At 69.6% G+C, this 22767-nt stretch carries 22 protein-coding genes and 1 tRNA gene; 20 read left to right on the top strand and 3 right to left on the bottom strand.

All coding sequences use genetic code 11. The features are described 5' to 3' along the window. The first annotated feature begins 6 nt into the window (after positions 1 to 6). From ileS to ndk, 4 genes are read left to right on the top strand one after another with little or no spacing between them, the layout of a single operon-like run. Entirely contained in the window at positions 7 to 3405 is a 3399-nt protein-coding gene (gene ileS, locus ABD663_RS03000; RefSeq protein WP_344736371.1) for an isoleucine--tRNA ligase, read from the top strand. Beyond that, entirely contained in the window at positions 3402 to 4751 is a 1350-nt protein-coding gene (locus ABD663_RS02995) for a bifunctional folylpolyglutamate synthase/dihydrofolate synthase (RefSeq protein WP_344736370.1), read from the top strand. Before ileS ends, ABD663_RS02995 begins: the two co-directional genes overlap by 4 nt. Beyond that, on the top strand, positions 4748 to 5155 hold the full coding sequence (locus ABD663_RS02990; RefSeq protein WP_344736369.1) for a DUF4233 domain-containing protein: 408 nt from the start codon (positions 4748 to 4750) through the stop codon (positions 5153 to 5155). The genes ABD663_RS02995 and ABD663_RS02990 overlap by 4 nt, the downstream gene beginning before the upstream one ends. A 1-nt stretch (position 5156) precedes the next feature. Continuing rightward, a complete protein-coding gene (gene ndk, locus ABD663_RS02985; RefSeq protein ID WP_344736368.1) occupies positions 5157 to 5570 on the top strand; it encodes a nucleoside-diphosphate kinase in 414 nt (137 codons plus the stop codon). Between the two features lie 9 nt (positions 5571 to 5579). On the opposite strand, the gene ABD663_RS02980 is transcribed toward ndk, so the two are convergent. Beyond that, a complete protein-coding gene (locus ABD663_RS02980) occupies positions 5580 to 6182 on the bottom strand; it encodes a vitamin K epoxide reductase family protein (protein WP_344736367.1) in 603 nt (200 codons plus the stop codon). Between the two features lie 278 nt (positions 6183 to 6460). Here ABD663_RS02980 and ABD663_RS02975 point away from each other — a divergent pair, with 278 nt between their 5' ends. Further along, on the top strand, positions 6461 to 8770 hold the full coding sequence (locus ABD663_RS02975) for an Rne/Rng family ribonuclease (protein WP_344736365.1): 2310 nt from the start codon (positions 6461 to 6463) through the stop codon (positions 8768 to 8770). On the opposite strand, the gene ABD663_RS02970 is transcribed toward ABD663_RS02975, so the two are convergent. Beyond that, entirely contained in the window at positions 8771 to 9049 is a 279-nt protein-coding gene (locus ABD663_RS02970; RefSeq protein WP_344736363.1) for a DUF4031 domain-containing protein, read from the bottom strand. A gap of 150 nt (positions 9050 to 9199) precedes the next feature. Between ABD663_RS02970 and rplU the strand changes: the two genes are divergently transcribed. The 14 genes from rplU to ABD663_RS02900 all read left to right on the top strand — a co-directional run bounded on the left by rplU (position 9200) and on the right by ABD663_RS02900 (position 20362). Further along, positions 9200 to 9508, top strand: coding sequence for a 50S ribosomal protein L21 (rplU, locus tag ABD663_RS02965; protein WP_344736362.1), 309 nt, complete (start codon positions 9200 to 9202; stop codon positions 9506 to 9508). A gap of 18 nt (positions 9509 to 9526) precedes the next feature. Next, on the top strand, positions 9527 to 9784 hold the full coding sequence (gene rpmA, locus ABD663_RS02960) for a 50S ribosomal protein L27 (RefSeq protein WP_344736361.1): 258 nt from the start codon (positions 9527 to 9529) through the stop codon (positions 9782 to 9784). A gap of 106 nt (positions 9785 to 9890) precedes the next feature. Further along, complete coding sequence (gene obgE / locus ABD663_RS02955) at positions 9891 to 11390, top strand: GTPase ObgE (RefSeq protein ID WP_344736360.1); 1500 nt, start codon at positions 9891 to 9893, stop codon at positions 11388 to 11390. Continuing rightward, entirely contained in the window at positions 11387 to 12229 is an 843-nt protein-coding gene (gene proB, locus ABD663_RS02950) for a glutamate 5-kinase (protein ID WP_344736359.1), read from the top strand. The genes obgE and proB overlap by 4 nt, the downstream gene beginning before the upstream one ends. Beyond that, positions 12226 to 13488, top strand: coding sequence for a glutamate-5-semialdehyde dehydrogenase (locus ABD663_RS02945; protein ID WP_344736358.1), 1263 nt, complete (start codon positions 12226 to 12228; stop codon positions 13486 to 13488). Before proB ends, ABD663_RS02945 begins: the two co-directional genes overlap by 4 nt. A gap of 53 nt (positions 13489 to 13541) precedes the next feature. After that, complete coding sequence (locus ABD663_RS02940) at positions 13542 to 13766, top strand: hypothetical protein (RefSeq protein ID WP_344736357.1); 225 nt, start codon at positions 13542 to 13544, stop codon at positions 13764 to 13766. A gap of 10 nt (positions 13767 to 13776) precedes the next feature. Further along, the gene (gene nadD, locus ABD663_RS02935) at positions 13777 to 14373 is read left to right on the top strand and encodes a nicotinate-nucleotide adenylyltransferase (RefSeq protein ID WP_344736355.1); all 597 of its coding nucleotides are present in this window, start codon (positions 13777 to 13779) and stop codon (positions 14371 to 14373) included. After that, entirely contained in the window at positions 14370 to 15431 is a 1062-nt protein-coding gene (locus ABD663_RS02930) for a hypothetical protein (protein ID WP_344736354.1), read from the top strand. Before nadD ends, ABD663_RS02930 begins: the two co-directional genes overlap by 4 nt. Continuing rightward, the gene (gene rsfS, locus ABD663_RS02925) at positions 15431 to 15808 is read left to right on the top strand and encodes a ribosome silencing factor (protein ID WP_344736353.1); all 378 of its coding nucleotides are present in this window, start codon (positions 15431 to 15433) and stop codon (positions 15806 to 15808) included. The genes ABD663_RS02930 and rsfS overlap by 1 nt, the downstream gene beginning before the upstream one ends. A gap of 83 nt (positions 15809 to 15891) precedes the next feature. Then, positions 15892 to 15964 (top strand) — tRNA-Ala (locus ABD663_RS02920). Between the two features lie 54 nt (positions 15965 to 16018). Further along, positions 16019 to 17032 carry a squalene cyclase gene (locus tag ABD663_RS02915; protein ID WP_344736352.1) on the top strand — a complete coding sequence of 338 codons (1014 nt, stop codon included), beginning with the start codon at positions 16019 to 16021 and terminating at the stop codon, positions 17030 to 17032. Positions 17033 to 17060: 28 nt separating this feature from the next. Continuing rightward, entirely contained in the window at positions 17061 to 17537 is a 477-nt protein-coding gene (locus ABD663_RS02910) for a VOC family protein (protein ID WP_344736350.1), read from the top strand. Then, positions 17534 to 18652, top strand: coding sequence for a PQQ-dependent sugar dehydrogenase (locus ABD663_RS02905; RefSeq protein WP_344736348.1), 1119 nt, complete (start codon positions 17534 to 17536; stop codon positions 18650 to 18652). Before ABD663_RS02910 ends, ABD663_RS02905 begins: the two co-directional genes overlap by 4 nt. 33 nt (positions 18653 to 18685) lie before the next feature. Continuing rightward, positions 18686 to 20362, top strand: coding sequence for an acyl-CoA dehydrogenase family protein (locus tag ABD663_RS02900; protein WP_344736347.1), 1677 nt, complete (start codon positions 18686 to 18688; stop codon positions 20360 to 20362). On the opposite strand, the gene ABD663_RS02895 is transcribed toward ABD663_RS02900, so the two are convergent. Further along, positions 20363 to 21463 (bottom strand): endonuclease/exonuclease/phosphatase family protein, encoded by a 1101-nt coding sequence (locus ABD663_RS02895; RefSeq protein WP_344736346.1) that lies wholly within the window; start codon positions 21461 to 21463, stop codon positions 20363 to 20365. 88 nt (positions 21464 to 21551) lie between these two features. Between ABD663_RS02895 and ABD663_RS02890 the strand changes: the two genes are divergently transcribed. After that, the gene (locus tag ABD663_RS02890; protein ID WP_344736345.1) at positions 21552 to 22766 is read left to right on the top strand and encodes a glycoside hydrolase family 3 N-terminal domain-containing protein; all 1215 of its coding nucleotides are present in this window, start codon (positions 21552 to 21554) and stop codon (positions 22764 to 22766) included. Position 22767 lies beyond the last annotated feature (1 nt).

Raw genomic sequence — 22767 nt, 5'->3', positions numbered from 1 at the left:
GAGACGATGACCTACCCCGCCGACAGCTCCGAACCGGTCGTTCCGAGCCCTCGCTTCCCCGACGTCGAGCGGGGGACGCTCGCCTTCTGGGAGGCCGACCAGACCTTCCAGGCATCCATCGCGAACCGCGAGGGTGCACCCGAGTGGGTCTTCTACGACGGACCGCCCTTCGCCAACGGCCTGCCGCACTACGGGCACCTGCTCACCGGCTACGCCAAGGACCTCTTCCCCCGCTTCCAGACGATGCGCGGCAAGAAGGTCGATCGCGTGTTCGGCTGGGACACGCACGGTCTGCCCGCCGAGCTGGAAGCGATGAAGCAGCTGGGCATCACCGAGAAGACCCAGATCGAACAGATGGGGATCGGCGCCTTCAACGCGAAGGCGCGCGAGTCGGTGCTGGCGTACACCCGCGAATGGGAGGACTACGTCACGCGGCAGGCGCGGTGGGTCGATTTCGAGCGTGGCTACAAGACCCTCGACCCGTCGTTCATGGAGTCGGTGCTGTGGGCCTTCGCGACGCTCCACGAGAAGGGGCTCGCGTACGAGGGCCACCGCGTGCTGCCGTACTGCTGGCGCGACGAGACGCCGCTGTCGACGCACGAGCTGCGCATGGACGACGACGTCTACCAGATGCGGCAGGACCCGTCCGTGACGGTGACGTTCCCGCTGGTCGGCGCGAAGGCCGAAGCGCTCGGCCTCACCGCCGTGCGCGCGCTGGCCTGGACGACCACGCCGTGGACGCTGCCCACCAACCTGGCCCTCGCGGTGGGGCCCGACATCCGCTACGTCGTGCTCCCCGGTGGTCCGAACGGTGCCGCCGACGTGCATCACGCGCCCGACGGGTCGGCCGACGACCCGGTCGAGGCCACCGCGCACCGCTACCTGCTCGCCGAAGAGCTGCTCGCCGGCTACGCGAAGGACCTGGGCTACGAGTCGCCGGAGGCCGCCCGCGAGGCGGTCGAGCAGACGTTCCTGGGCTCCGAGCTCGAAGACGTCGCCTACGACCGGCTGTTCGACTACTACGCCGACGCAGAGACGTGGGGGACGGGCAGCGCGTGGCGCATCCTCGTCGACGACTACGTCACCACCGGCGACGGCACCGGCATCGTCCACCAGGCTCCGGCGTACGGTGAGGACGACCAGCGGGTGACCGAAGCGGCCGGCATCCCGCTCATCATGAGCCTCGACGACGGCGGCCGCTTCCTGCCGCAGGTCTCCGACGTGGCCGGAACGCTGTGGATGGACGCGAACACCCCTCTGGTGCGCATCCTGCGCCAGAACGGACGGCTGCTGCGCCTGGCCAGCTACGAGCACTCCTACCCGCACTGCTGGCGGTGCCGCAATCCGCTCATCTACAAGGCGGTCTCGAGCTGGTTCGTGCGCGTCACCGAGATCAAGGATCGGATGCTCGAGAACAACGAGCAGATCACGTGGGTTCCCGACAACGTCAAGCACGGGCAGTTCGGCAAGTGGCTCGAGGGCGCGCGGGATTGGTCGATCAGCCGCAACCGCTTCTGGGGAACGCCCATCCCGGTGTGGAAGAGCGACGACCCCGAGCACCCGCGCGTGGACGTGTACGGCTCGGTCGCCGAGCTGGAGCGCGACTTCGGGCGACTGCCCCGCAACGCGAAGGGCGAGGTGGACCTGCACCGCCCGTTCATCGACGAGCTGACGCGGCCGAACCCCGATGATCCGACCGGACGCTCCACGATGCGCCGCATCGAGGACGTCTTCGACGTGTGGTTCGACTCGGGCTCGATGCCCTATGCCCAGGTGCACTATCCGTTCGAGAACGAGCAGTGGTTCGACGAGCACGCGCCGGCCGACTTCATCGTCGAGTACATCGGCCAGACCCGCGGCTGGTTCTACGTCATGCACGTCCTGTCGACGGCGTTGTTCGACCGCCCGGCGTTCACCGGGGTGTCGTGCCACGGCATCGTGCTGGGCTCCGACGGCCTCAAGATGTCGAAGTCGCTGCGGAACTACCCCGATGTGAGCGAGGTGTTCGACCGCGACGGGTCGGACGCGATGCGCTGGTTCCTCATGTCGTCGTCGGTGCTGCGAGGCGGCAACCTCGTCGTCACCGAAGAGGGCATCCGTGCGGGCGTGCGTGAATTCATGCTGCCGCTGTGGAACGCGTGGTACTTCTTCGCCACGTACGCCAACGCGTCCGGCGAGGGGTATGAGGCGTCGTGGCAGACCGACTCGACCGACGTGCTCGACCGGTACATCCTGGCGCTCACCGGCGATCTCGTGCGCGGCGTCGCGGCCGACCTCGAGGGGCTGGACTCGACGATGGCGGCGGCCAAGCTGCGCGAATTCGCTGAGGTGCTCACCAACTGGTACATCCGGCGTTCGCGCGACCGTTTCTGGACCGGCGTGACCGACGACCCGGCGAGCAGCGAGGCGTTCGACACCCTGTACACGGTGCTCGAGACGCTCACCCGCGTCGCCGCCCCGCTGATCCCGCTCGTCTCCGAGAAGGTGTGGCAGGGTCTCACCGGCGGTCGCAGCGTGCACCTCGAGGACTGGCCGGATGCCGCGCACTTCCCCGCGGCCGACGACATCCGCTCGGCGATGGACGCCGTCCGCGAGGCGTCGAGCGTCGCGAACGCGCTGCGCAAGCGCGTGGGCAAGCGGGTTCGCCTGCCGCTCCCGGCGCTCACGGTCGTCGTCGAGGGCGCAGCGGGTCTCGCGCCGTTCGAAGACATCCTGCGCGACGAGCTGAATGTCAAGTCGGTCGAGCTCGTCGAACTCGATGACGGCGTCGCCGACCGCTACGGCATCAGCCGGCGTCTCACCGTCAATGCCCGCGCGGCGGGGCCCCGCCTGGGCAAGCAGGTGCAGCAGGTCATCGCGGGCGCACGCGCCGGGGTGTGGGAAGAGGTGGACGGAACCGTCGTCGTCGACGGCGTCGCGCTGCAGGACGGCGAATACGAACTCGCGCTCGAAGCCGGCGGTATGGCGGAGGGCACGGCGATCGCGCTGCTCGCCGACGGCGGCTTCGTGCTGCTCGACACCGCGACCACGCCCGAGCTCGAGGCCGAAGGTCTCGCGCGCGACGTCATCCGCGCAGTCCAGGACACACGCAAGGCCGCCGGGCTCGAGGTGAGCGACCGTATCCGCCTCGTCCTCGCTTTCGAGGACGCCGGCGATCGCGCTGCCATCGAATCGGCGTGGGACCGTGCCAACGTCGCGGGGGAGACGCTCGCCACCGAGCACCTCATCGCGGCGGGCGGTCGAGACGCGATCGCAGGAGCGGCGACGGTCGAGCTGGACGCCGCGCGGGTTCACAGCCGCGAGAACGCGGTCTCGCTGTCGAGCGTCGCGGAGTTCGCAGCGGGAGCATTCGCCAATGCGGGGCCGTTCACGGTCGCGGTGAGCAGGGTCGAGGTGCCGGCATGAACGATCGCGATCGCGCCGACGCGGTGTACGCCGCGCTGCTGGAGCGGGCGGGGGAGCGGTGGGTGCAGCCGCGCAAGGAGCGCACGGCGCGGCTGCTCGAGTACCTCGCCGACCCGCAGAAGACGTACCGCGTGGTGCACCTCACCGGCACGAACGGCAAGACCTCGACGGCGCGCATCATCGAGAGTCTCGTGCGCGCCCACGGACTGCGGACGGGGCTGTTCACCAGCCCGCATCTGGAGCGGTTCACCGAGCGGATCATGATCGACGGCGAGCCCGTCGCAGACGCGGCCGTGGCGGATGCCTGGGATGAGATCGAGCCGTTCGTCGCCATCGTCGACGCCGAGCTGGCGGCGTCCGGCGAGGAGGCGTTGACGTTCTTCGAGCTGCTGACGGTGCTCGCGTTCGTGGTGGCCGCCGATGCTCCGGTCGATGTGCTCGTGCTCGAGGTCGGCATGGGCGGATCGTGGGATTCGACGAACACCGCGGACGGCGACGTCGCGGTCTTCGCGCCGATCGACATCGATCATGCGGATCGCCTCGGCGGCACGATCGCCGAGATCGCCGAGGTGAAAGCGGGCATCATCAAGCCGGGTGCGGCAGTGGTGTCGGCGCGGCAGGATCCGGTGGCCGCTGACGTGATTCGCGCCCGGGCAGCGCGCGAATCCGCCACTCTCGCGTTCGAAGGCGAGGGGTTCGCGCTCACGGACAATCGGCTCGCCGTCGGCGGACAGCTGCTGTCGGTGCGGGGGCTCGCGGGCGAGTACGACGACCTCTACCTGCCGCTGTACGGCCGGCACCAGGGGCACAACGCCGCTCTCGCCATCGCGGCGGTCGAGGCGCTCATCGGAGGAGCCTCGCAGCCGATCGCGCCGGACGTGCTCATCGAGGGACTCAGCGAGGTGCGGTCACCGGGACGCCTGCAGCTCGTGGGCACCGACCCCACCGTGCTGGTCGACGCCGCGCACAATCCGCATGGCGCGATCGCGCTCGTGGAGGCCCTGCGCGACGCGTTCGACTTCGAGGAGTGGGGCGTCGTCGCCGGGATCCTCGCGGATAAGGACGTGGGCGGCATCGTCACCGCGCTCGCGCCCATGGCCGCCCACCTGTTCGCCACGGCGCCGGATTCCGACCGCGCGGCCGACGCCGACGCGGTCGCCGACGTGGCCGAGGCGCTGGATGTGGCCGTGACCGTGCATCGGGACCTGCTCGATGCGACGGATGCCGCGCGGAGGTGGGCCGCAGCGGCGCCGAAGCGCGCCGTCGTGATCACCGGATCGGTGGTGCTTGCGGGTGAGGCGGTGGCGCTCGCCGAGGCCGAGGGCTGGAAGGCGGCTGAGTCATGATGGACGCCGCCGCAGCTGCGCGCTCCCCGCGCCGCCGACGCGGCGCTGCCGAGTCGCTCGGTGCGATCGTGCTGGGGTTCGAGTCGGTCGTGGTGTTCCTGGGCGGACTCACCGTGTTCGGTCTGCGCGCGACGCCCGACGGTGTGGAGCCGTGGTGGGGTATCGTCGCCGGCTCGGTGCTGGCCGTCCTGATGATCCTCGTCGCGGGACGTCTGCGTCATCGCTGGGCGCTCGTTCTGGGGTGGATCCTGCAGGCGATCGTGCTCGCCGGCGGCTTCGCGGTGCCGGCGCTGTTCCTCGTCGGACTGATCTTCGGCGGACTCTGGGCGTATGCGACCATCAAGGGGGCATCGCTCGACGCGCACAATGCGCAGCGAGCTGCCGATAGCGGAAACGGAGACTGACATGGCCACCGAAGAGACCCTCGTTCTCGTCAAGCCCGACGGGGTCGCCCGTGGGCTGACGGGCGCGATCCTCGCGCGGATCGAAGCGAAGGGCTACGCCCTGGTCGACCTGCGCCTGGTGGAGCCCGACCGCGGGCGCCTCGAGCAGCATTACGCCGAGCACGAGGGCAAGCCGTTCTACGAGCCGCTGCTCGAGTTCATGATGTCGGGCCCGTCGGTCGCCATCCGCCTCGCGGGCAATCGCGTGATCGAGGGTTTCCGTTCGCTCGCAGGTGCCACCGACCCGACGACGGCCGCTCCCGGCACGATCCGGGGCGACCTCGGCCGCGACTGGGGTCTGCGGGTGCAGCAGAATCTCGTGCACGGCTCGGACAGCCCCGAGTCGGCCGCCCGCGAGCTCGACATCTGGTTCTGAGTCGCCGACTCAGAACAGAGCGCCGAGCACGTCGAGCCGCCACTGGGCGAGGATCGCCACGATCGCATAGCTGACGACCGCCATGAGCGGCACCCAGCTCATCAGTCGGTCCGACGCGGTGCGCACGTGCGTGCCGACGGGCAGGATGCCGGCGCGCAGCACATGCAGCACGACGGCGTAGAACGCCGGGATCGTCACGCTCCAGGTCACCATGCACCACGGGCACAGGGTGCCGAGCACGAAGATGCTCTGACTGATCAGCCACACGACGAAGGCGAAGGCGAAGGTCATCCCGGCGGCGAAGAGCAGCCAGAACCACCGGGCGAAGCGCGCCCCGGCCAGGATCGCGAAACCGACGACGACCGGCGCCACCCAACCCGCGAGGCCGAGGATCGGGTTGGGGAATCCGAACACCGAACCCTGCCAGCTCTCGAGGTTGCGGGTGCACTGCACCAGCGGGCTGAAGTCGCACGAGGCGATCGCATCGGGATCGGCGAGCAGATGGAACCGCTCCATGGTGAGCGAGTACGCCGCCCACCAGCCGATGACGCCGAAGACGATGAGCCAGATCGCGAGACCCCGGGGTCGGGTGTGGGACAGCGACGGGGGCATGCGGGGATTATGGCATCCGCCGCTGTGGGACGGCGTTCGGGAGGAGCCGCCGCGTCGTGATCGCACATTCCGGCGAGGAAAGTGCGATAATGAAGGTCGATGCGCCGCGGCCGCGCCGTGAGACGCATCGACATCGAAGACTTCGGGCGATGACCGCCCGCGCAGCTCGAGCCGAGAGCCGACTGCAGACCGAGTGAGTTCGCGGCCCCGCGGGTGCGGCGCCGCACGAGATTTCGCCGGGTGACGCGCGGTGTCGCCCCGCAGGGAGTACGCCAGTGATGGTGGATGGAACCGATGCACACGATGGAACCGAACCCGACACCGATGCCTCGCTAGCCGAGTCGTCGACGGAGGTTCGAGCCGAGGCGCCCGCCGGGGTCGACTCTCCTGCGGAGACGGTCGACACGGACGGGGAGGAGTCCGGGGCCCCCGTGCCCGACTCGACCGCGGCCCGGGAGCCGGAGGCATCCGGTGCGCCGGAGCGCACGCTGTCTCCGAGCCCGGAGCAGCCCCCGAGCCCGGAGCAGCCCCCGGGGCCGGTCACCGCCGCGACTCTGGGACTCATCCCGGAGGTCTTCGTGTCGGCGGTGTCGACGCAGCTGCACTTCTACGCCCCCGAGGTGGCGGTCCTGCCCCCGCTGCCGGGTGGATCCGACGACGACGAGCAGCCGTCGGGTTCCGGATCGTCGCGTCGGCGCAGCCGTCGGCGCGGCGGCAGCGGCGACAAGCGCGACGACGGCGACGGATCCGACTCCGGTCGCCGCCGTGCCGTCGAGGTCATCACCGAGCCGCAGCGCATCAAGGGCTCCACGCGGCTCGAGGCCAAGAAGCAGCGCCGTCGCGACGGCCGTGAAGCCGGCCGCCGGCGCGCGGTGGTCACCGAGGCCGAGTTCCTCGCCCGCCGCGAAGCGGTGGATCGCGTCATGGTGGTCCGCTCCAAGAACGGTCGCATCCAGATCGGCGTCCTCGAAGACGACGTTCTGGTCGAGCACTACGTCGCGCGCAACCAGGATGCCTCGCTCATCGGCAACGTCTACCTCGGCCGTGTGCAGAACGTCCTCCCGAGCATGGAGGCGGCGTTCGTCGACATCGGTCGCGGTCGAAACGCCGTGCTCTACTCGGGCGAAGTCGATTGGGATGCCGTTGAGACAGGCAACCAGCCGCGCCGCATCGAGCTCGCGCTCAAGACGGGCGACCGCGTACTGGTGCAGGTGACGAAGGACCCGGTCGGTCACAAGGGCGCCCGACTGACCAGCCAGATCTCCCTTCCCGGTCGCTACCTGGTCTATGTGCCCGGTGGCGCCATGAACGGAATATCGCGCAAGCTGCCCGACACCGAGCGCGCCCGACTGAAGAAGATCCTCAAGGAGGTGCTGCCGGAGTCGTCGGGCGTCATCGTGCGCACCGCCGCCGAAGGCGCCACCGAGGAGCAGCTGACCCGCGACGTGCAGCGGCTGACCAACCAGTGGGAGCACATCTCCACCCAGGTCGAGTCCATCCAGGCGCCCGCGCTGCTGCACTCCGAGCCCGACCTGCTCGTCAAGATCGTCCGCGACGTCTTCAACGAGGATTTCTCGAAGATGCTCATCCAGGGCGAGGACGCGCACCAGACCATCAGCAAGTACCTCGAGTCGGTGGCTCCGGACCTGCTCGATCGCGTCGAGACCTACGAGGGCGAACGTGATCCGTTCGACGAGTTCCGCATCACCGAGCAGATCGAGAAGGCGCTCGACCGCAAGGTGTGGCTTCCGTCGGGTGGCTCGCTGGTGATCGACCGCACCGAGGCGATGACGGTGATCGACGTGAACACCGGCAAGTTCGTCGGCTCGGGCGGCAACCTCGAGGAGACCGTCACCAAGAACAACCTCGAGGCTGCGGAGGAGATCGTGCGGCAGCTGCGGCTGCGCGACATCGGCGGCATCATCGTCGTCGACTTCATCGACATGGTGCTCGAGTCGAACCGCGATCTCGTCCTGCGGCGTCTCGTCGAGTGCCTCAGCCGCGACCGCACGAAGCATCAGGTCGCCGAAGTCACCTCGCTGGGTCTCGTGCAGATGACCCGAAAGAAGCTCGGGCTCGGCCTGCTCGAGACGTTCAGCGAGTCGTGCGAGGTCTGCGCCGGGCGGGGTGTGATCGTGCACCACGATCCGGTCGTCAAGCACCGCCCGCAGGGTGGAAACGGCGGGCGCCGTCCGCGGGGTTCGTCGCAGCAGCAGCCGAGCGGTCAGTCGGGGAACGGCACGCACGTGATCACCGAGGGGATGAAGTCGGCGCTCGCCCAGATCGCGGCATCGACGATCCACCACCAGGACGATGACGCAGCCCCGGTCGACGCCGAGGTCGGCGCGGCGGCGGAGGCCGCGCCGGACGAGCAGACCGCGGAGCGCCCCTCGGAGCGACCGAAGAAGCGCAAGAAGCGCAAGGAGCCCGAGTCGAGGGCGCCGAAGTCCGAGAAGGAGCTGCTCCTGGATTCGGTGCTCGAAGCGCTCCCCGAGCCCAAGGCGCCGGGTCAGGGGCGGGGTCGGCGACGCGTGACCACCGCGGCGCTCACAGGCACACCGGTGGCGCACGCGCCGAGCGAGGACTAGCTAGCCCCGCATCGCGCGGCGCTGCTTCTCGGTCACGCGCAAGCCCGAGGCGATGAGCCGCCGCACCAGCTCGTGGCCGTCGACGTGCTCTGCGCCGGCCGCCACGAGTCGCGCATGGGCGTCCTGCGGCACGTCGTAGTGATCGAGGTCGAAACCGCGTCGGGGGATGCCGTTCGCGGCGGCGAAGACGTGCAGCTCGTCCAGGTCGTGGTCGCTCACCAGGTGGGCCCACAGCCGACCGTGGGCGGGCCACAGCGGATCGTCGATCAGGATCGCCACGGTCGCCATCCTCGCACGACACGGCGACGCACGGCTTTTGCGGCTTGTCGCGGCATCCGGTAAAGTAGAACCTTGGTGCGTCGAGAAATCCGCACCACGTCTTCTTTGACATCCCGAGCGCGTGCGCTCCCAGAAGAAATCAGGTGTGAAGTGGTTTACGCAGTTGTGCGCGCCGGTGGCCGGCAGGAGAAGGTCGAGGTCGGCTCGATCGTCGTTCTCGATCGTCAGGCCGCGAAGATCGGCGACACCATCGAGCTGCCCGCGGTGCTGTTCGTCGACGGTGACGCCGTCACGACCGACGCCGACAAGCTCGCGAAGGTGACCGTCACCGCCGAGGTTCTCGGCGAGGAGCGCGGTCCGAAGATCGTGATCCAGAAGTTCAAGAACAAGACCGGCTACAAGAAGCGCCAGGGCCACCGTCAGGACCTCACGCGCGTCAAGGTCACCGGCATCAAGTAAGCCAGGAGAGACGCAGAGATGGCACACAAAAAGGGCGCAAGCTCCACCCGCAACGGTCGTGACTCCAACGCGCAGCGCCTCGGCGTGAAGCGCTTCGGCGGCCAGGTCGTCGGCGCCGGCGAGATCATCGTCCGCCAGCGCGGCACGCACTTCCACCCCGGCGCCAATGTGGGCCGCGGCGGCGACGACACGCTGTTCGCACTGACCGCGGGCGCGGTCGAGTTCGGCACCAAGGGCGGCCGCAAGGTCGTCAACATCGTGGCGGCCGCCGAGTAATCCACGGCGACCGGCAGACAGACATTCCGGACGGGGGCGGGCTGCGGCTCGCCCCCGTCCGCGCTATCGGGCTTGGCCCGTGGACGGTATCGAAAGGGGACGACACATGGTCACGTTCGTCGACCGTGTGACCCTGCACCTGCGGGCGGGCAAGGGTGGGAACGGATGCGTTTCCGTGCGGCGTGAGAAGTTCAAGCCGCTCGCGGGCCCCGACGGCGGCAACGGCGGAAGCGGCGGCGACATCGTGCTGGTAGCCGATCCGCAGGTGACGACGCTGCTGTCGTACCATCACTCTCCTCACCGTTCCGCCGGCAACGGCGGCTTCGGCATGGGCGACAACCGCTCCGGTGCGGCCGGAGAGCCGATCGACCTGCCCGTGCCGGTGGGTACCGTCGTGAAGGATCCCGACGGCTCGGTGCTGGTCGACCTCGTCGAGCCGGGAATGCGGTTCGTCGTCGCTCCCGGGGGCCAGGGCGGACTCGGGAACGCGGCGCTGGCGTCTCCGAAGCGCAAGGCTCCCGGCTTCGCGCTGCTGGGCACGCCCGGCTGGGAGGGTGACGTCGTCCTCGAGCTGAAGACCGTCGCAGACGTCGCGCTCGTCGGCTTCCCCTCGGCCGGCAAGTCCTCTCTGATCGCCGCGATCTCGGCCGCGCGTCCGAAGATCGCCGAGTATCCGTTCACCACGCTCCACCCGAACCTCGGTGTCGTGCAGGCGGGCGACATCCGCTTCACAGTGGCGGATGTCCCGGGTCTCATCGAGGGCGCGAGCGAGGGCAAAGGTCTCGGACTCCAGTTCCTGCGTCATGTCGAGCGGTGCACGGCGCTCGTCCACGTGCTCGATTGCGCGACTCTCGATCCGGGACGCGACCCGCTCTCCGACCTCGACGTGATCCTCGCAGAGCTCGCGGCATACCCGGTTCCCGAGGGACAGGTGCCGCTCCTCGAGCGTCCGCAGCTGATCGCGCTCAACAAGCTGGACGTGCCCGAGGCGAAGGACCTGGCCGACCTCGTCCGGCCCGAACTCGAGGCTCGCGGCTACCGGGTCTTCGACATCTCGACGGTCAGCCATGCGGGTCTGCGCGAGCTCACGTTCGCTCTGGGCGGCATCATCGACGAGCATCGTGCGGCATCCGCCGACGCGGCACCTCCGGAGCGCATCGTCATCCGCCCGCGCGGTTCCGAGCGCGACTTCACCGTGCGGGTCGAAGGCGGCACCTACGGGAACATCTACCGCATTCTGGGCGACAAGCCCGTGCGCTGGGTGCAGCAGACCGACTTCCAGAACGACGAAGCGGTGGGCTTCCTCGCCGATCGCCTCGAGCGCCTCGGCGTCGAGGACGAGCTGTATCGAGCCGGTGCCGTCGCAGGGGCGACCGTGGTCATCGGCGAGGGCGACGGAGTCGTCTTCGACTGGCAGCCCTCGCTCAGCTCGGCGGCCGAGTTGATGACGGCACCGAGAGGCACCGATCCGCGATTCGACGCGTCGACCCGCCGAACGACCTCGCAGCGCCGTGAGCGCTATCACGAGCGCATGGATGCCAAGGCGGATGCGCGTGCCGAGCTCGAGGCGGAGCGCCTGGCCGCCTCCGGCGAGGACGACTCGTGAGCGTACGCACCCGCACCGACCTGCCGCACGCGCGACGTGTCGTCGTGAAGGTCGGTTCCTCATCGATCAGCGCCGAGAGCGCGGGGCGCATCGAGAGCATCGTCGATGCGCTGGCGTCGGCGCAGGGCGCCGGCGTCGAGGTGGTGCTGGTCTCGTCCGGTGCCATCGCGACGGCGATCCCGTTCCTCTCGCTCGACGGCCGCCCCCATGACCTGGCGACGCAGCAGGCCGCCGCGGCGGTCGGCCAGAATGTGCTCATGTGGCGCTACCAGACGAGTCTGGATCGCTACGGGATGCTCGCCGGCCAGGTGCTTCTCACCGCGGGCGACCTCGAGAACCCGGCGCACCGCTCGAACGCGAAGCGTGCGATGGAGCGCCTGCTGAGTCTGGGGATCCTCCCGATCGTCAACGAGAACGACACCGTCGCGACGCACGAGATCCGCTTCGGCGACAACGACCGGCTCGCCGCGCTCGTCGCCGAACTCATCGGAGCAGAGGCGCTCGTGCTCCTCAGCGACATCGAGAGCCTGTACACGCGTCCGCCCGGCGAGCCCGGGGCGGAACCGATCAGCCGCGTCGCCTACGGCGACGATCTGCACGGGTTCGAGTTCGGCTCGGTCGTGGTCAACAGTGTGGGCACCGGGGGAGCGGCCACGAAGGTCTCAGCCGCGCGCCTGGCGGCGGCCGCCGGGGTCGGCACGCTCGTCACCAGTGCGGATCTCGTCTCCGACGCGCTGTCCGGCGCCGAGATCGGCACGTGGTTCGACCCCAACCCGGAGCCCGTCGGGGCGCCGTCGACCGGTCCGGTGCGCACGTCCGCCGATAAGCTGGGCGGATGACCACCGCGATCGCCACGACTGCTCGTGAGCGCATGTCACGCGCCCGTGAGGCGTCCCGTTCGATCGGTCTTCTCGGCGACGGGCAGAAGGCCACCGCGCTGCGGGCGATCGCCGATGCGATCGAGTCGGCAGCCGTGGACATCGTCGAGGCGAACCGCGAAGACCTCGAACGCGGGCGCGAATCCGGCCTGTCGGGCGGACTGCTGGATCGTCTGCAACTCGATTCCGCGCGCGTGGCCGCCCTCGCCGACGCGGTGCGCGACGTCGCGGATCTGCCCGACCCCGTCGGTCGCGTGCTCGACGAGCGGGTGCTCGACAACGGCATCCGCCTCACGAAGGTGTCGGTGCCGTTCGGCGTGATCGGGTCGATCTACGAGGCCCGCCCGAACGTGACCGTCGACATCGCGGCGCTGGCGTTGCGATCGGGCAACGCGGTCGTGCTGCGCGGCGGCACCGCGGCGGAGCGCACCAATGGCGTGCTCGTTGCGACGATGCGCGACGCGCTGGCGCGACTCGGCATCGACCCCGAGGCGATCCAGACCGTCGACGAGTTCGGCCGCGAAGGTGCGCGCGACCTGATGCACGCCCGAGGGCTCGTCGACGTTCTCGTGCCCCGCGGAAGTGCGCAGCTCATCGAGACGGTCGTCACCGAATCGTCGGTGCCCGTCATCGAGACCGGCGCAGGAGTCGTCCACATCGTGCTCGATGAGTCCGCCCCGCTCGAGTCCGCCCGTGACATCGTCGTGAACGCCAAGGTGCAGCGCCCGAGCGTGTGCAACGCCGTCGAAACCGTGCTCGTTCACCGCGCCGCGGCCGATCGGCTGATCGCGCCCGTCGTCGACGCCCTGCAGCGGCAGGGGGTCGTCGTGCACGGTGACGCCGCGGTGTCCGCCCGCGCCGACGGCGTCGTGCCCGCAACCGACGACGACTGGAGCCTCGAGCACCTCAGCCTCGACCTGTCGATGCGCGTCGTAGACGACCTCGACGATGCGCTCGACCACATCCGCCGGTACTCGACGCACCACACCGAGTCGATCATCACCGCGGATGCCGCCAACGGCGAGCGATTCCTCGCAGAGGTCGACTCCGCCGTCGTGATGGTCAATGCTTCGACCCGGTTCACCGACGGCGGCGAGTTCGGCTTCGGCGCCGAGGTCGGCATCTCGACGCAGAAGCTCCACGCGCGCGGACCGATGGGGCTCTCCGAGCTCACCAGCTCGAAGTGGCTGGCGCGGGGAACCGGGCAGGTGCGGGGCTGACGGCATAGACTGGTCGGCGACACACGCACGGCCTGCCCCGGAACGGAGCCCGAATGACACTCGCCACGCTGGTCGCCTTCGCCGCCGAGGAGGCGGAGCACCACGGAAACGTCGCCCTCGAGACCTTCTGGTACGGCGCGGTCGCGATGGTCGTGTTCGGCGCGCTCGCTGTCGTGACGCTCTCGTACCGCCACGTCGCCAACCGCCACGACCACAAGGCTCAGGCATACGCGAAGGCCCACGCCAACGACGTGCAGCGGGCGGGGCACGGCCACTGAGGCCGATTGGATGACGGCGGCGCGCGGCCCGCGCATCGGGGTGATGGGCGGGACATTCGACCCGATCCACCACGGACACCTCGTCGCCGCCAGCGAGGTCGCGGAGTCGTTCCGCCTCGATGAGGTCATCTTCGTTCCGACGGGTCACCCGTGGCAGAAGAGCGGTGTGTCGCCGAGCGAGCACCGCTATCTCATGACCGTGATCGCAACGGCATCCAACCCGATGTTCACGGTCAGCCGGGTCGACATCGATCGAGACGGACCCACCTACACGATCGACACGCTGCGTGATCTGAAGACGCAGCGGCCGGACGCAGAGCTCTTCTTCATCACGGGAGCGGACGCCGTAGCGCAAATTCTCAGTTGGAGGGACCATGATGAACTGTGGGATCTCGCCCACTTCGTCGCAGTGTCCCGTCCGGGACACGACCTGAGCACCGCAGGCCTGCCGAGTGACGATGTGAGCCAGCTCGAGATCCCCGCCCTGGCCATATCGTCGACCGACTGCCGCGAACGCGTAGCTGACGGTCATCCGGTGTGGTACCTCGTTCCCGACGGGGTTGTCCAATACATTGCGAAGCACCATCTCTATCGGAGCAAGGAATGAGCACACCCGAGCAGCCGACCTCCGCCCCGCTCACGCGCAAGCAGATGCGTGAGCTGCGCAACACCGGCGTCGTGCCGGTCATGACCGAGCCCGAAACCGAAACCGAGCAGCCGTCGGCGCCGCCGGCGCCGCTGCCGCGACCCGCCGAGCCCGTCGCGGTGCCGCCGCCACCGGCTGCCGACTCGTCGGTCGACCTCGAGGCGGCGCCGCGCACGCGCCGTCAGGCGCGCCAGCAGGAGCGCATCCGCACCGCGTCGGTGCCCGTGATCACCCCGGAGGCCGCCGCCGCCCATGCCGCGACGCTCACGGCCGTGCAGACCGCCGAGCCGTCGGTCGACACCGACGACGAGCTCACCGATGACGTCGTCACAGACGAGTCCGAGACGGTGGCGGAGCCGGAGCACCGCGGAGAGATCGCCGACCACGAGATGCCGACCTGGGCTCCGCCGGCAACGGAGCCCGACGAGACAGCGGTTGCGGAGGATTCCGAGGTCGACTCACCTGCGCGCGACGCGGAGCCCGGCGAGATGACCGCGGTGGAACAGGTCGATGAGCAGGATGCGCGCGCGGTCGTCAACCCGCTGCTGGGTGCCGGTGTCCTGGCCGGCGATGGCGGACGGGTCGACCTGCCGCCGTCGTTCGACGAGCTGCTCAGTCACTCGACGAGCGGATCCTCGACGATCCCCAACGCTCTGATCGTGTCGCAGACGCCGGATGCCTCGCTCGGAGGTCCGGTCACCGCCACCGGTGAAGTCCTCGTCACCGGCTCGTACTCGCTGCCCGACGGCCTCGCCTCGACCGGACACGCACACGGCACCGCCGACGGCAAAGAGGTCGATGCCGTGCTCGTCGACGGTGAACTGCCCGCACACTCCTCGCCGACCCCGATTGCAGCGAGCGCCGCGATCAGCACCGTCAAGAACTCGGGGGACATGATCAAGCCCCCGGCTCCCGAGAAGGGCAGCAGGCTCATGATGACCCTCGCCATCACGGCAGGCGTCCTCGCGCTCGCACTGGTCGGCGTGCTCATTCTGGCGTTCGTCACGGGGGTGTTCTGATGGCGGCCAGCGCGCAGTCGCACGACATGGTCGCGATCGCCGCCGCGGCGGCCGACGCGAAGGGCGGTGAAGACCTCATCGCGCTCGATGTGTCCGCGCCTCTGCCCCTGGTCGACGCGTTCCTTCTGGTCACCGGACGCAGCGAGCGCAACGTCGCCGCGATTTCGGACGAGGTCGAGGACCGTCTCCTCGAGGCCGGCCATAAGCGCCTCCGCCGCGAGGGGCGGGAGGAGTCTCGATGGGTCCTGCTGGACTTCGGCGACCTCGTCGTGCACGTCTTCCACGAGCAGGAACGTCACTTCTACGGGCTCGAGCGCCTCTGGAAGGACTGCCCGACGATCCCGATCGAGCTTCCCGCGCCGGCATCTGCCGAGTGACCGGCCGGGCCTCCCGCGGTTCGAGTCAGGTTCTTCGATGTAGTAGTCTGTGATGGTTGCCCCGCGGGTCGGGAGCAGCATCCGGGCCTGTGGCGCAGCTGGTAGCGCACCTGCATGGCATGCAGGGGGTCAGGGGTTCGAGTCCCCTCAGGTCCACCCATTTCTTCTCAGCATCACGCGCGCTTCGACGGCGGTCGCTAGCGTCGGAGGATGACTCTCGACGTCCGCCTCCGCGAGTGGCTGCTCGACAGCGATCCGGCCGTGCGCTGGCAGGTCGAGCGCGACCTCCTCGACGCAGATCCAGCGGAATGGCAGGCGACGCGACGTCGCGTGGCCACCGAAGGCTTCGGCTCCCGGCTCCTTGCTCTGCAGGATGACGACGGGCAATGGGCGGGCGGATCGTTCTTCCCGGCGGGATTCTTCGACGGTCCCGAGGCTGACGAGCCCGGCCAGCCGTGGGTTGCCACGACGTGGGTGCTCAAGGATCTGCGCGAGTGGGGCGTCGAGGCCTCCGCGCTCGAAGACACGGCCGAGAAGCTCGACCGGAACAGTCGCTGGGACTATGGCGACCTGCCGTACTGGGGTGGCGAGGTCGATGTCTGCATCAATTCATACACGTTGGCGAGCGGGGCTTGGCTCGGAGCGGACGTCGCTGCGCTGCGCGACTGGTTTCCCGCTCATCGCCTCGCCGACGGCGGGTGGAACTGCGAAGCCGAAGAGGGCGACTCGGTGCGCTCGTCGTTCCACTCGACGCTCAACGCGCTGCGCGGGATGCTCGCATACGAGCAGCTGACCGGCGACGGCCGCCTGCGCGAAGCGCGGCACGGCGGTGAGGAGTACCTGTTGTGCCGGCGTCTGATGTTCCGGGCCGGCACGGGCGAGCGGGTCGGCGAATTCGTGACCCGCTTCGTGTACCCCAGCCGTCATCGATACAGCGTGCTCGTCGCGCTCGACCACTTCCGCGAGGTGTCGCTGTACGAGGGCTCGCCACCCGATCCACGGCTCGCCGACGCGGTCGCCGCCGTGCGGGCTGCACGTCAGCCGGACGGCAGATGGCTGCAGACGGCGCCGCTCGCCGGTCGCACGTGGTTCGACGTCGACGCGGCCGAGGGCGAGCCGTCGCGGTGGCTGACCCTCATCGGCACGCGCGTTCTCGACTGGTGGGACGCGGCGTCCCGTGCACCGATCGCGCCGGGGGTTGACCGCGTGCGACCATCCGGGTGAGCCTGGGATCGACGCCGGAGGAGGCGCGATGCCCGAAGTGACCCCGTTCCTGTGGTTCGACGACGACGCCGAAGCAGCGATCGCCTTCTACACCGGCCTGATCCCGGAGTCGGAGGTGGTGTCGATCGACCGCTATCCGGATGCCGTCCCCGGCATGGGCGGCAAGGTGATGCATGCTCACTTCCGCCTCGGCGGACGCGACTATTTCGCCATGGACGCGGGTCCGCAGTTCCCGTTCACCGAAGCGGTGTCGCTGTACGTCTCGTGTGCCGACCAACCCGAGGTCGACCGCTACTGGACCGCTCTCATCGCCGACGGGGGAGAGGCGCAACCGTGCGGGTGGCTCAAAGACCGGTGGGGTCTGTCGTGGCAGGTCATCCCCGAGCGGCTCATCCAGCTCATCCGAGACCCGGACCCGCAGCGGTCCCATCGCGCGGTGCAGGCGATGCTGCGGATGAACAAGATCGACATCGCCGCGGTGGAGGCGGCGGCCGACGCGCCGTGAGACGATTCGCGCTCGGGCTGGTGTCGCTGCTTCTGCTGACCGGATGCGGCGTCGCAGGCCCGAGTGACCCGGTGCCGATCTCGGAGGAGCCGACGGCCCGTTCGGACGCTCCCGCCGGCGCATCGTGGCGCCCGTCCGGAACGCCGACCCCGCTCGCGACGACACTCGAGTCGCCGTGGTCGGTGGTCCCGATGGGCGCCGGCGGTGCGCTGATCTCCGAACGGGGTACCGCGCGGGTGCGGGAGTTGACCTCCGAGGGCGCAGTCCGCGAGGTCGGGGTGGTCCCCGGAGTCGTCCCTGGAGGCGAGGCGGGGCTGCACGGTATGGCCGTGCTCGAAGACGCCGGTGCGACCTGGGTCTACGCCTACCACGGCGCCGCCGACGACAATCGCGTGGTCAGGATGCCGCTGGTCGGGGACCCTGGTGGCCTGTCCCTCGGGCCCGCCGAGGCGATCGTCACCGGCATCCCGCGGGCGCGCAACCACGACGGCGGCCGGATCGCATTCGGTCCCGACGGGATGCTGTACATCGGCACGGGGGATGCCGGAGTACCCGACCGCTCGCAGGACCCCCGGTCTCTCGGGGGGAAGATCCTGCGCGTGACACCTGGGGGCGAGCCGGCCTCCGGCAACCCGTTCGACAACGCGGTGTACTCGCTCGGACACCGCAACGTCCAAGGCCTCGCCTTCACGTCGGAAGGGCAGCTGTGGGCGAGCGAGTTCGGTCAGAACCGCTGGGACGAACTCAACCGCATCGAGGCCGGTGGCAACTACGGCTGGCCGGTCGTGGAGGGCGTCGCCGAGCGGGACGGGTTCATCGACCCGGTGATCCAATGGCAGCCGTCCGAGGCGAGTCCGAGCGGGATCGCGGCGGTCGGGGACACGGTCTTCGTGGCGGCCCTTCGCGGCGAGCGCCTGTGGGCCGTGGATGTCGCGAACGCGGGCGGCGAGTCGAGCGCCGCCTTCCTCGTCGGCGAGCACGGCCGGCTGCGTGATGTGGTCGCGGTGGGGGAGAGCCTGTGGCTGCTCACGAACAACACCGACGGTCGCGGTGATCCGCGCCCGGAGGACGATCTGCTGCTGCAGGTCGACGTGACAACGCAGCCGCGACGGTGACGCACGCTACGGTGGCGGGGTGAGGGGTGAACGATGACCGTGGGTCGTGGTCAGCGCGTCGTCGGCGAAGCGACGCATCACGTGGAGAATCAACCGCCGTGGCGTGTCGATCTCGACGAGTACTCCACCAACCGCCCCCTCGTCGATGCGGTCACCGCCTTCGGCGCGGGCTGGGCCGATCAGGAACTCGCCGAAGCGGGAGCACTGGTGGGATCCCGACAATTCCAGTACGACGCCGAGCGCGCCCACACCCGAGCGCCGATACTCCACACCCACGACCGCTGGGGCTATCGCCTGGACGAAGTCGAATACGACCCGTCCTATCGCCGTGTGATCGCTGAGGCCCTCGCGCGTGGAGCGCACACCAGCGGGTGGACCGACGTGCGGCCGGGCGCGGGAGTCGCGCGGGCCGCCATGTTCATGCTCTTCGCGCAGGTCGAGCCGGGCCACGCGTGTCCCGTGTCGATGACCCACGCGGCGGTCGCGCCGCTGCAGGACTCGCCGTGGCTCGGCGAGCAGTGGCTGCCGAGGCTGTTCTCGCGCGAGTACGAGCCGCGGCTGCAGCTGGACGCCGACAAGACCAGCGCGCTGATCGGCATGGCGATGACCGAGAAGCAGGGCGGATCCGACGTCCGCGCGGGGACCACCGTCGGCGTCGCGATGGGTGGCCGCTCCTACCAGCTCACCGGCCACAAGTGGTTCTGCAGCGCCCCCATGTCCGACGGCTTCCTGGTGCTCGCCCACACGCGTCGCGGCGCGGTCGACGAGGGACTGTCCTGCTTGTTCGTGCCGCGGCTGCTGCCCCACGGCATGCGCAACGCCTTCAAGCTCCAGCGGTTGAAGGACAAGCTCGGCAACCGGTCGAACGCGTCGGCCGAGGTCGAGTTCGACGGCACTGTGGGGGTACTGGTCGGGGAGGCCGGGCGCGGAGTTCGCGCGATCATCGAGATGGTGCAGCGCACCCGGCTGGACTGCGTGCTCGGCACCGCCGCCGGCATGCGCCAATCGGTCGCCGAAGCGGTCTGGCACGCGCGCGGGCGCGAGGCCTTCGGCGCGCTTCTGGTCGATCAGCCCGCGATGACGTCGGTACTCGCGGATCTGGCGCTCGAGGCCGAGGCCGCGACGCTGACCGGACTGCGGCTCGCCCGGCTCTTCGAGCGTCACGCCTCGGATCGCGACATCGCCCTGCGACGCCTGGCGACGCCCGTCGCGAAGTACTGGATCTGCAAGCGAGGCCCGCATCATGCCTACGAGGCGATGGAGTGTCTCGGGGGCAACGGCTACACCGAGGGCTTCCCACTCGCGCGCCGGTATCGCGAGCAGCCGGTGCTCGCCATCTGGGAGGGGTCGGGCAACGTCATCGCTCTCGACGTCCTTCGTGCGATGGTGCGCGACCCCGAGTCCGTCGATGCGTTCGCCGACGAGATCGCAGGCACGACCGGAGTCTCAGGTCTGCTCGATCGCCACGTCGAACGCGCCCTCGCCGAACTGCGATCGCTCGCGGGTGCCGACCCGGTCGACGCCGAGCCGCGTGCGCGCGGTCTGGCCGAGGCGCTTGCGCTGGCGCTGCAGGGCTCGCTCATGATCAGGCATGCGCCTCCCGCCGCGGCGGAAGCGTTCCTGACGTCTCGGCTCGGCGATGACCGGGGGTGGCAGTACGGTGTTCTCCCGCGCGGTACGGATGCCGCAGGCATCCTGTCCCGGCACTGATCAGCGTTCGGCGATCGGTCGAAGGTACTGGTCGGCGAAGTCGGTGAGGATCTCGACCCACAGGGGCGAGTGGTCTGACATCTGCCAGGTGCGCCACCGGCGATACACCGACCGGACCTCTTCCTCGGTCGGGTCCGCGGGCAGTTCGTCGTCGAAGTACGGGCGATACACCTCGACGTCCTCATCACGGAACACGTCGGCGAACGGGTCCAGGATTCCGCCTGCCGTGACGTCGAAGCGGTCGTCTCTCACGCGCGTGGCGATCTGGTCGTAGAAATGGTCTCGACCGGGAATACGGGAACCGTCGATCGCGGCGGGCACCTCGAAACCGTGCGCGAGCAAGGCCTGCATCGTGCGGTGCTCCGGGCTGACGACGTTGAAGTCGCCGAGGGCGATGAAGTTCTCGACGTTGCCGACACCGCCCGACGTCGGCCGAGGCGCATCATCCTGACGCTTCGCCAGGAACGCGGCCAGGCGGTCGATCTCGGCGATCCGCCGTTCGAGCAGGTCTCCGCTCTCGTCACCGAAGTAGATGTGCACGGTGCACAGCGAGAACTTGAACCAGCCGGAGGTGAACGAGACCAGGAAAGGACTCCGCGCGAATTGGAGCCCGCGTGCCGCGGAGGTCGTCGGATCGCTCGCACCGGTGAGCCCGACGACGAGCTGCCCCTCCGGCAGCACGATCTCTCCCGCGATGTTGCGGAAGCGCACCCGGTCGCGGTTGTAGAGGAACGCCATCCGCTCACCGTTGCCGCCGCGGCCTTCGGTCGTGTCGGTTGCGATGAAGTCCCAGTCGGGACCGAGGATGTCGAGCACCTTCTGCAGCGGCGCGAGGTCGCGGTTGACCTCCTGCACGGCGACGAGGTCGAAGCAGGAGATGATCTCGGCGATGTAGAAGAAGGTCTCGGGCAGCCGGGGGCCCATCCCGAACCGGTTGGAGTCGAAGTCGCGGATGTTCCAGGTGGCCAGCAGCAGGCGGGAGTCGTCGCGGCGCTCCCGTTGACCGCGCAGCGTGGCGCGCATCGCCAGGAGGCGTTCGGCGCACCGCTTCGAGGCGACAGGGTCCTCAGCCGCGATCCGCTTGACCCCGGAGTAGTTCATACCCATGAATCCCTCCCCTGAACACGAGCGTGCGGCGCGACGGGTGATACGCCCCCCGCCCAGACTGGCACGTCGTTAGGCTGGGCGGGTGGGCATCCCGATGCAGCGTGCGACGCGACTGGGCACCGTCTTCGCTGCCCTGGTCGCCATGGTGTCGACGCTGCCGGCCGCGGCGACGTCGGATGCCGAGGATGCTCCGGTCGCGCCGTCGACGGGTGTCGTCCGTGTCGAGCAGGCCGCCGCCGACGACCTGTCCACGGTCGCGGCGGATCGCGTGGCAGCGATGACGCCGGCGCAGAAGGCCGCCACGGTGGTGATGGGGCACATCCCGACCACCGACCCGCAGCAGCTCCGCGCGTACATGGCGGACTCCGCCGTCGGCGGATTCATCCTGATGGGGTCCAACATCCCCGGCAGCGAGAGCGCGCTGCGCGGCGTGACCGCGGCGCTCACCCTCGACCCGTCGCTGCCTCCGCTGCTGGCCGTCGATCAGGAGGGAGGCGATGTCTCGCGTCTGCCCTGGGACGACTTCCCCTCCTCGGTCACGCTGAAGTACGAGGACCCCCGTGCGTCGGAACTGGCCTTCGCGGGCCGCGGAGCGCTCGTACAGCGTGCCGGGATCGGCGTGAACTTCGGAATCGTCGCCGACGTCACAGACGACAGCGGCATGTTCATCTATCGTCGGGCCCTGGGCACCACGCCCGAGAGCGGCGCGGAGCGCGTCGGTGCGGCCGTCCTCGGCGAGGGGGCCGAAGCGCTGTCGACCCTCAAGCACTTTCCGGGCCACGGCGCCGCGCCGGGAGACTCGCATCAGGGAATCCCGCGGACCGGCATGTCGGAGGCCGACTGGCGCGCCGGCGACGCCCTGCCCTTCCAGGCGGGCATCGATGCCGGGGCACCGCTGCTGATGTTCGGACACCTCGAGTACACGGCGGTCGACACCGCTCCGGCGTCGCTCTCGTCGAGGTGGCACCAGATCGCACGCGATCTGGGCTTCCGGGGTGTCGCGATCACGGACGACCTCGGAATGCTCCAGGCATCGGGGATCAGCGCATACTCGGACCCCGTCGCGAACGCCGTCGCGGCGATCGCCGCGGGCAACGACATGGTCTTGGCGGTCGTGTTCTCGGATGCGTCCACGGCGACGCGCATGGCGGACGGCATCGCGGCCGCAGCCGAGTCGGGATCACTGTCGGCGGAGCGGCTGGACGAGGCGGCGACACGCGTCGTCGAACTGCGGCTCCAGCTCGCGGCCGAGGGCCGCGGGCTCATGCCGTGCGGAGAGTGCGCCGCGGCAGGCTAGA

Origin of the sequence: Microbacterium awajiense, assembly GCF_039536545.1 — a bacterium.
Lineage (GTDB): Bacteria > Actinomycetota > Actinomycetes > Actinomycetales > Microbacteriaceae > Microbacterium > Microbacterium awajiense.
This window is presented reverse-complemented; position numbering and strand designations above follow the sequence as displayed.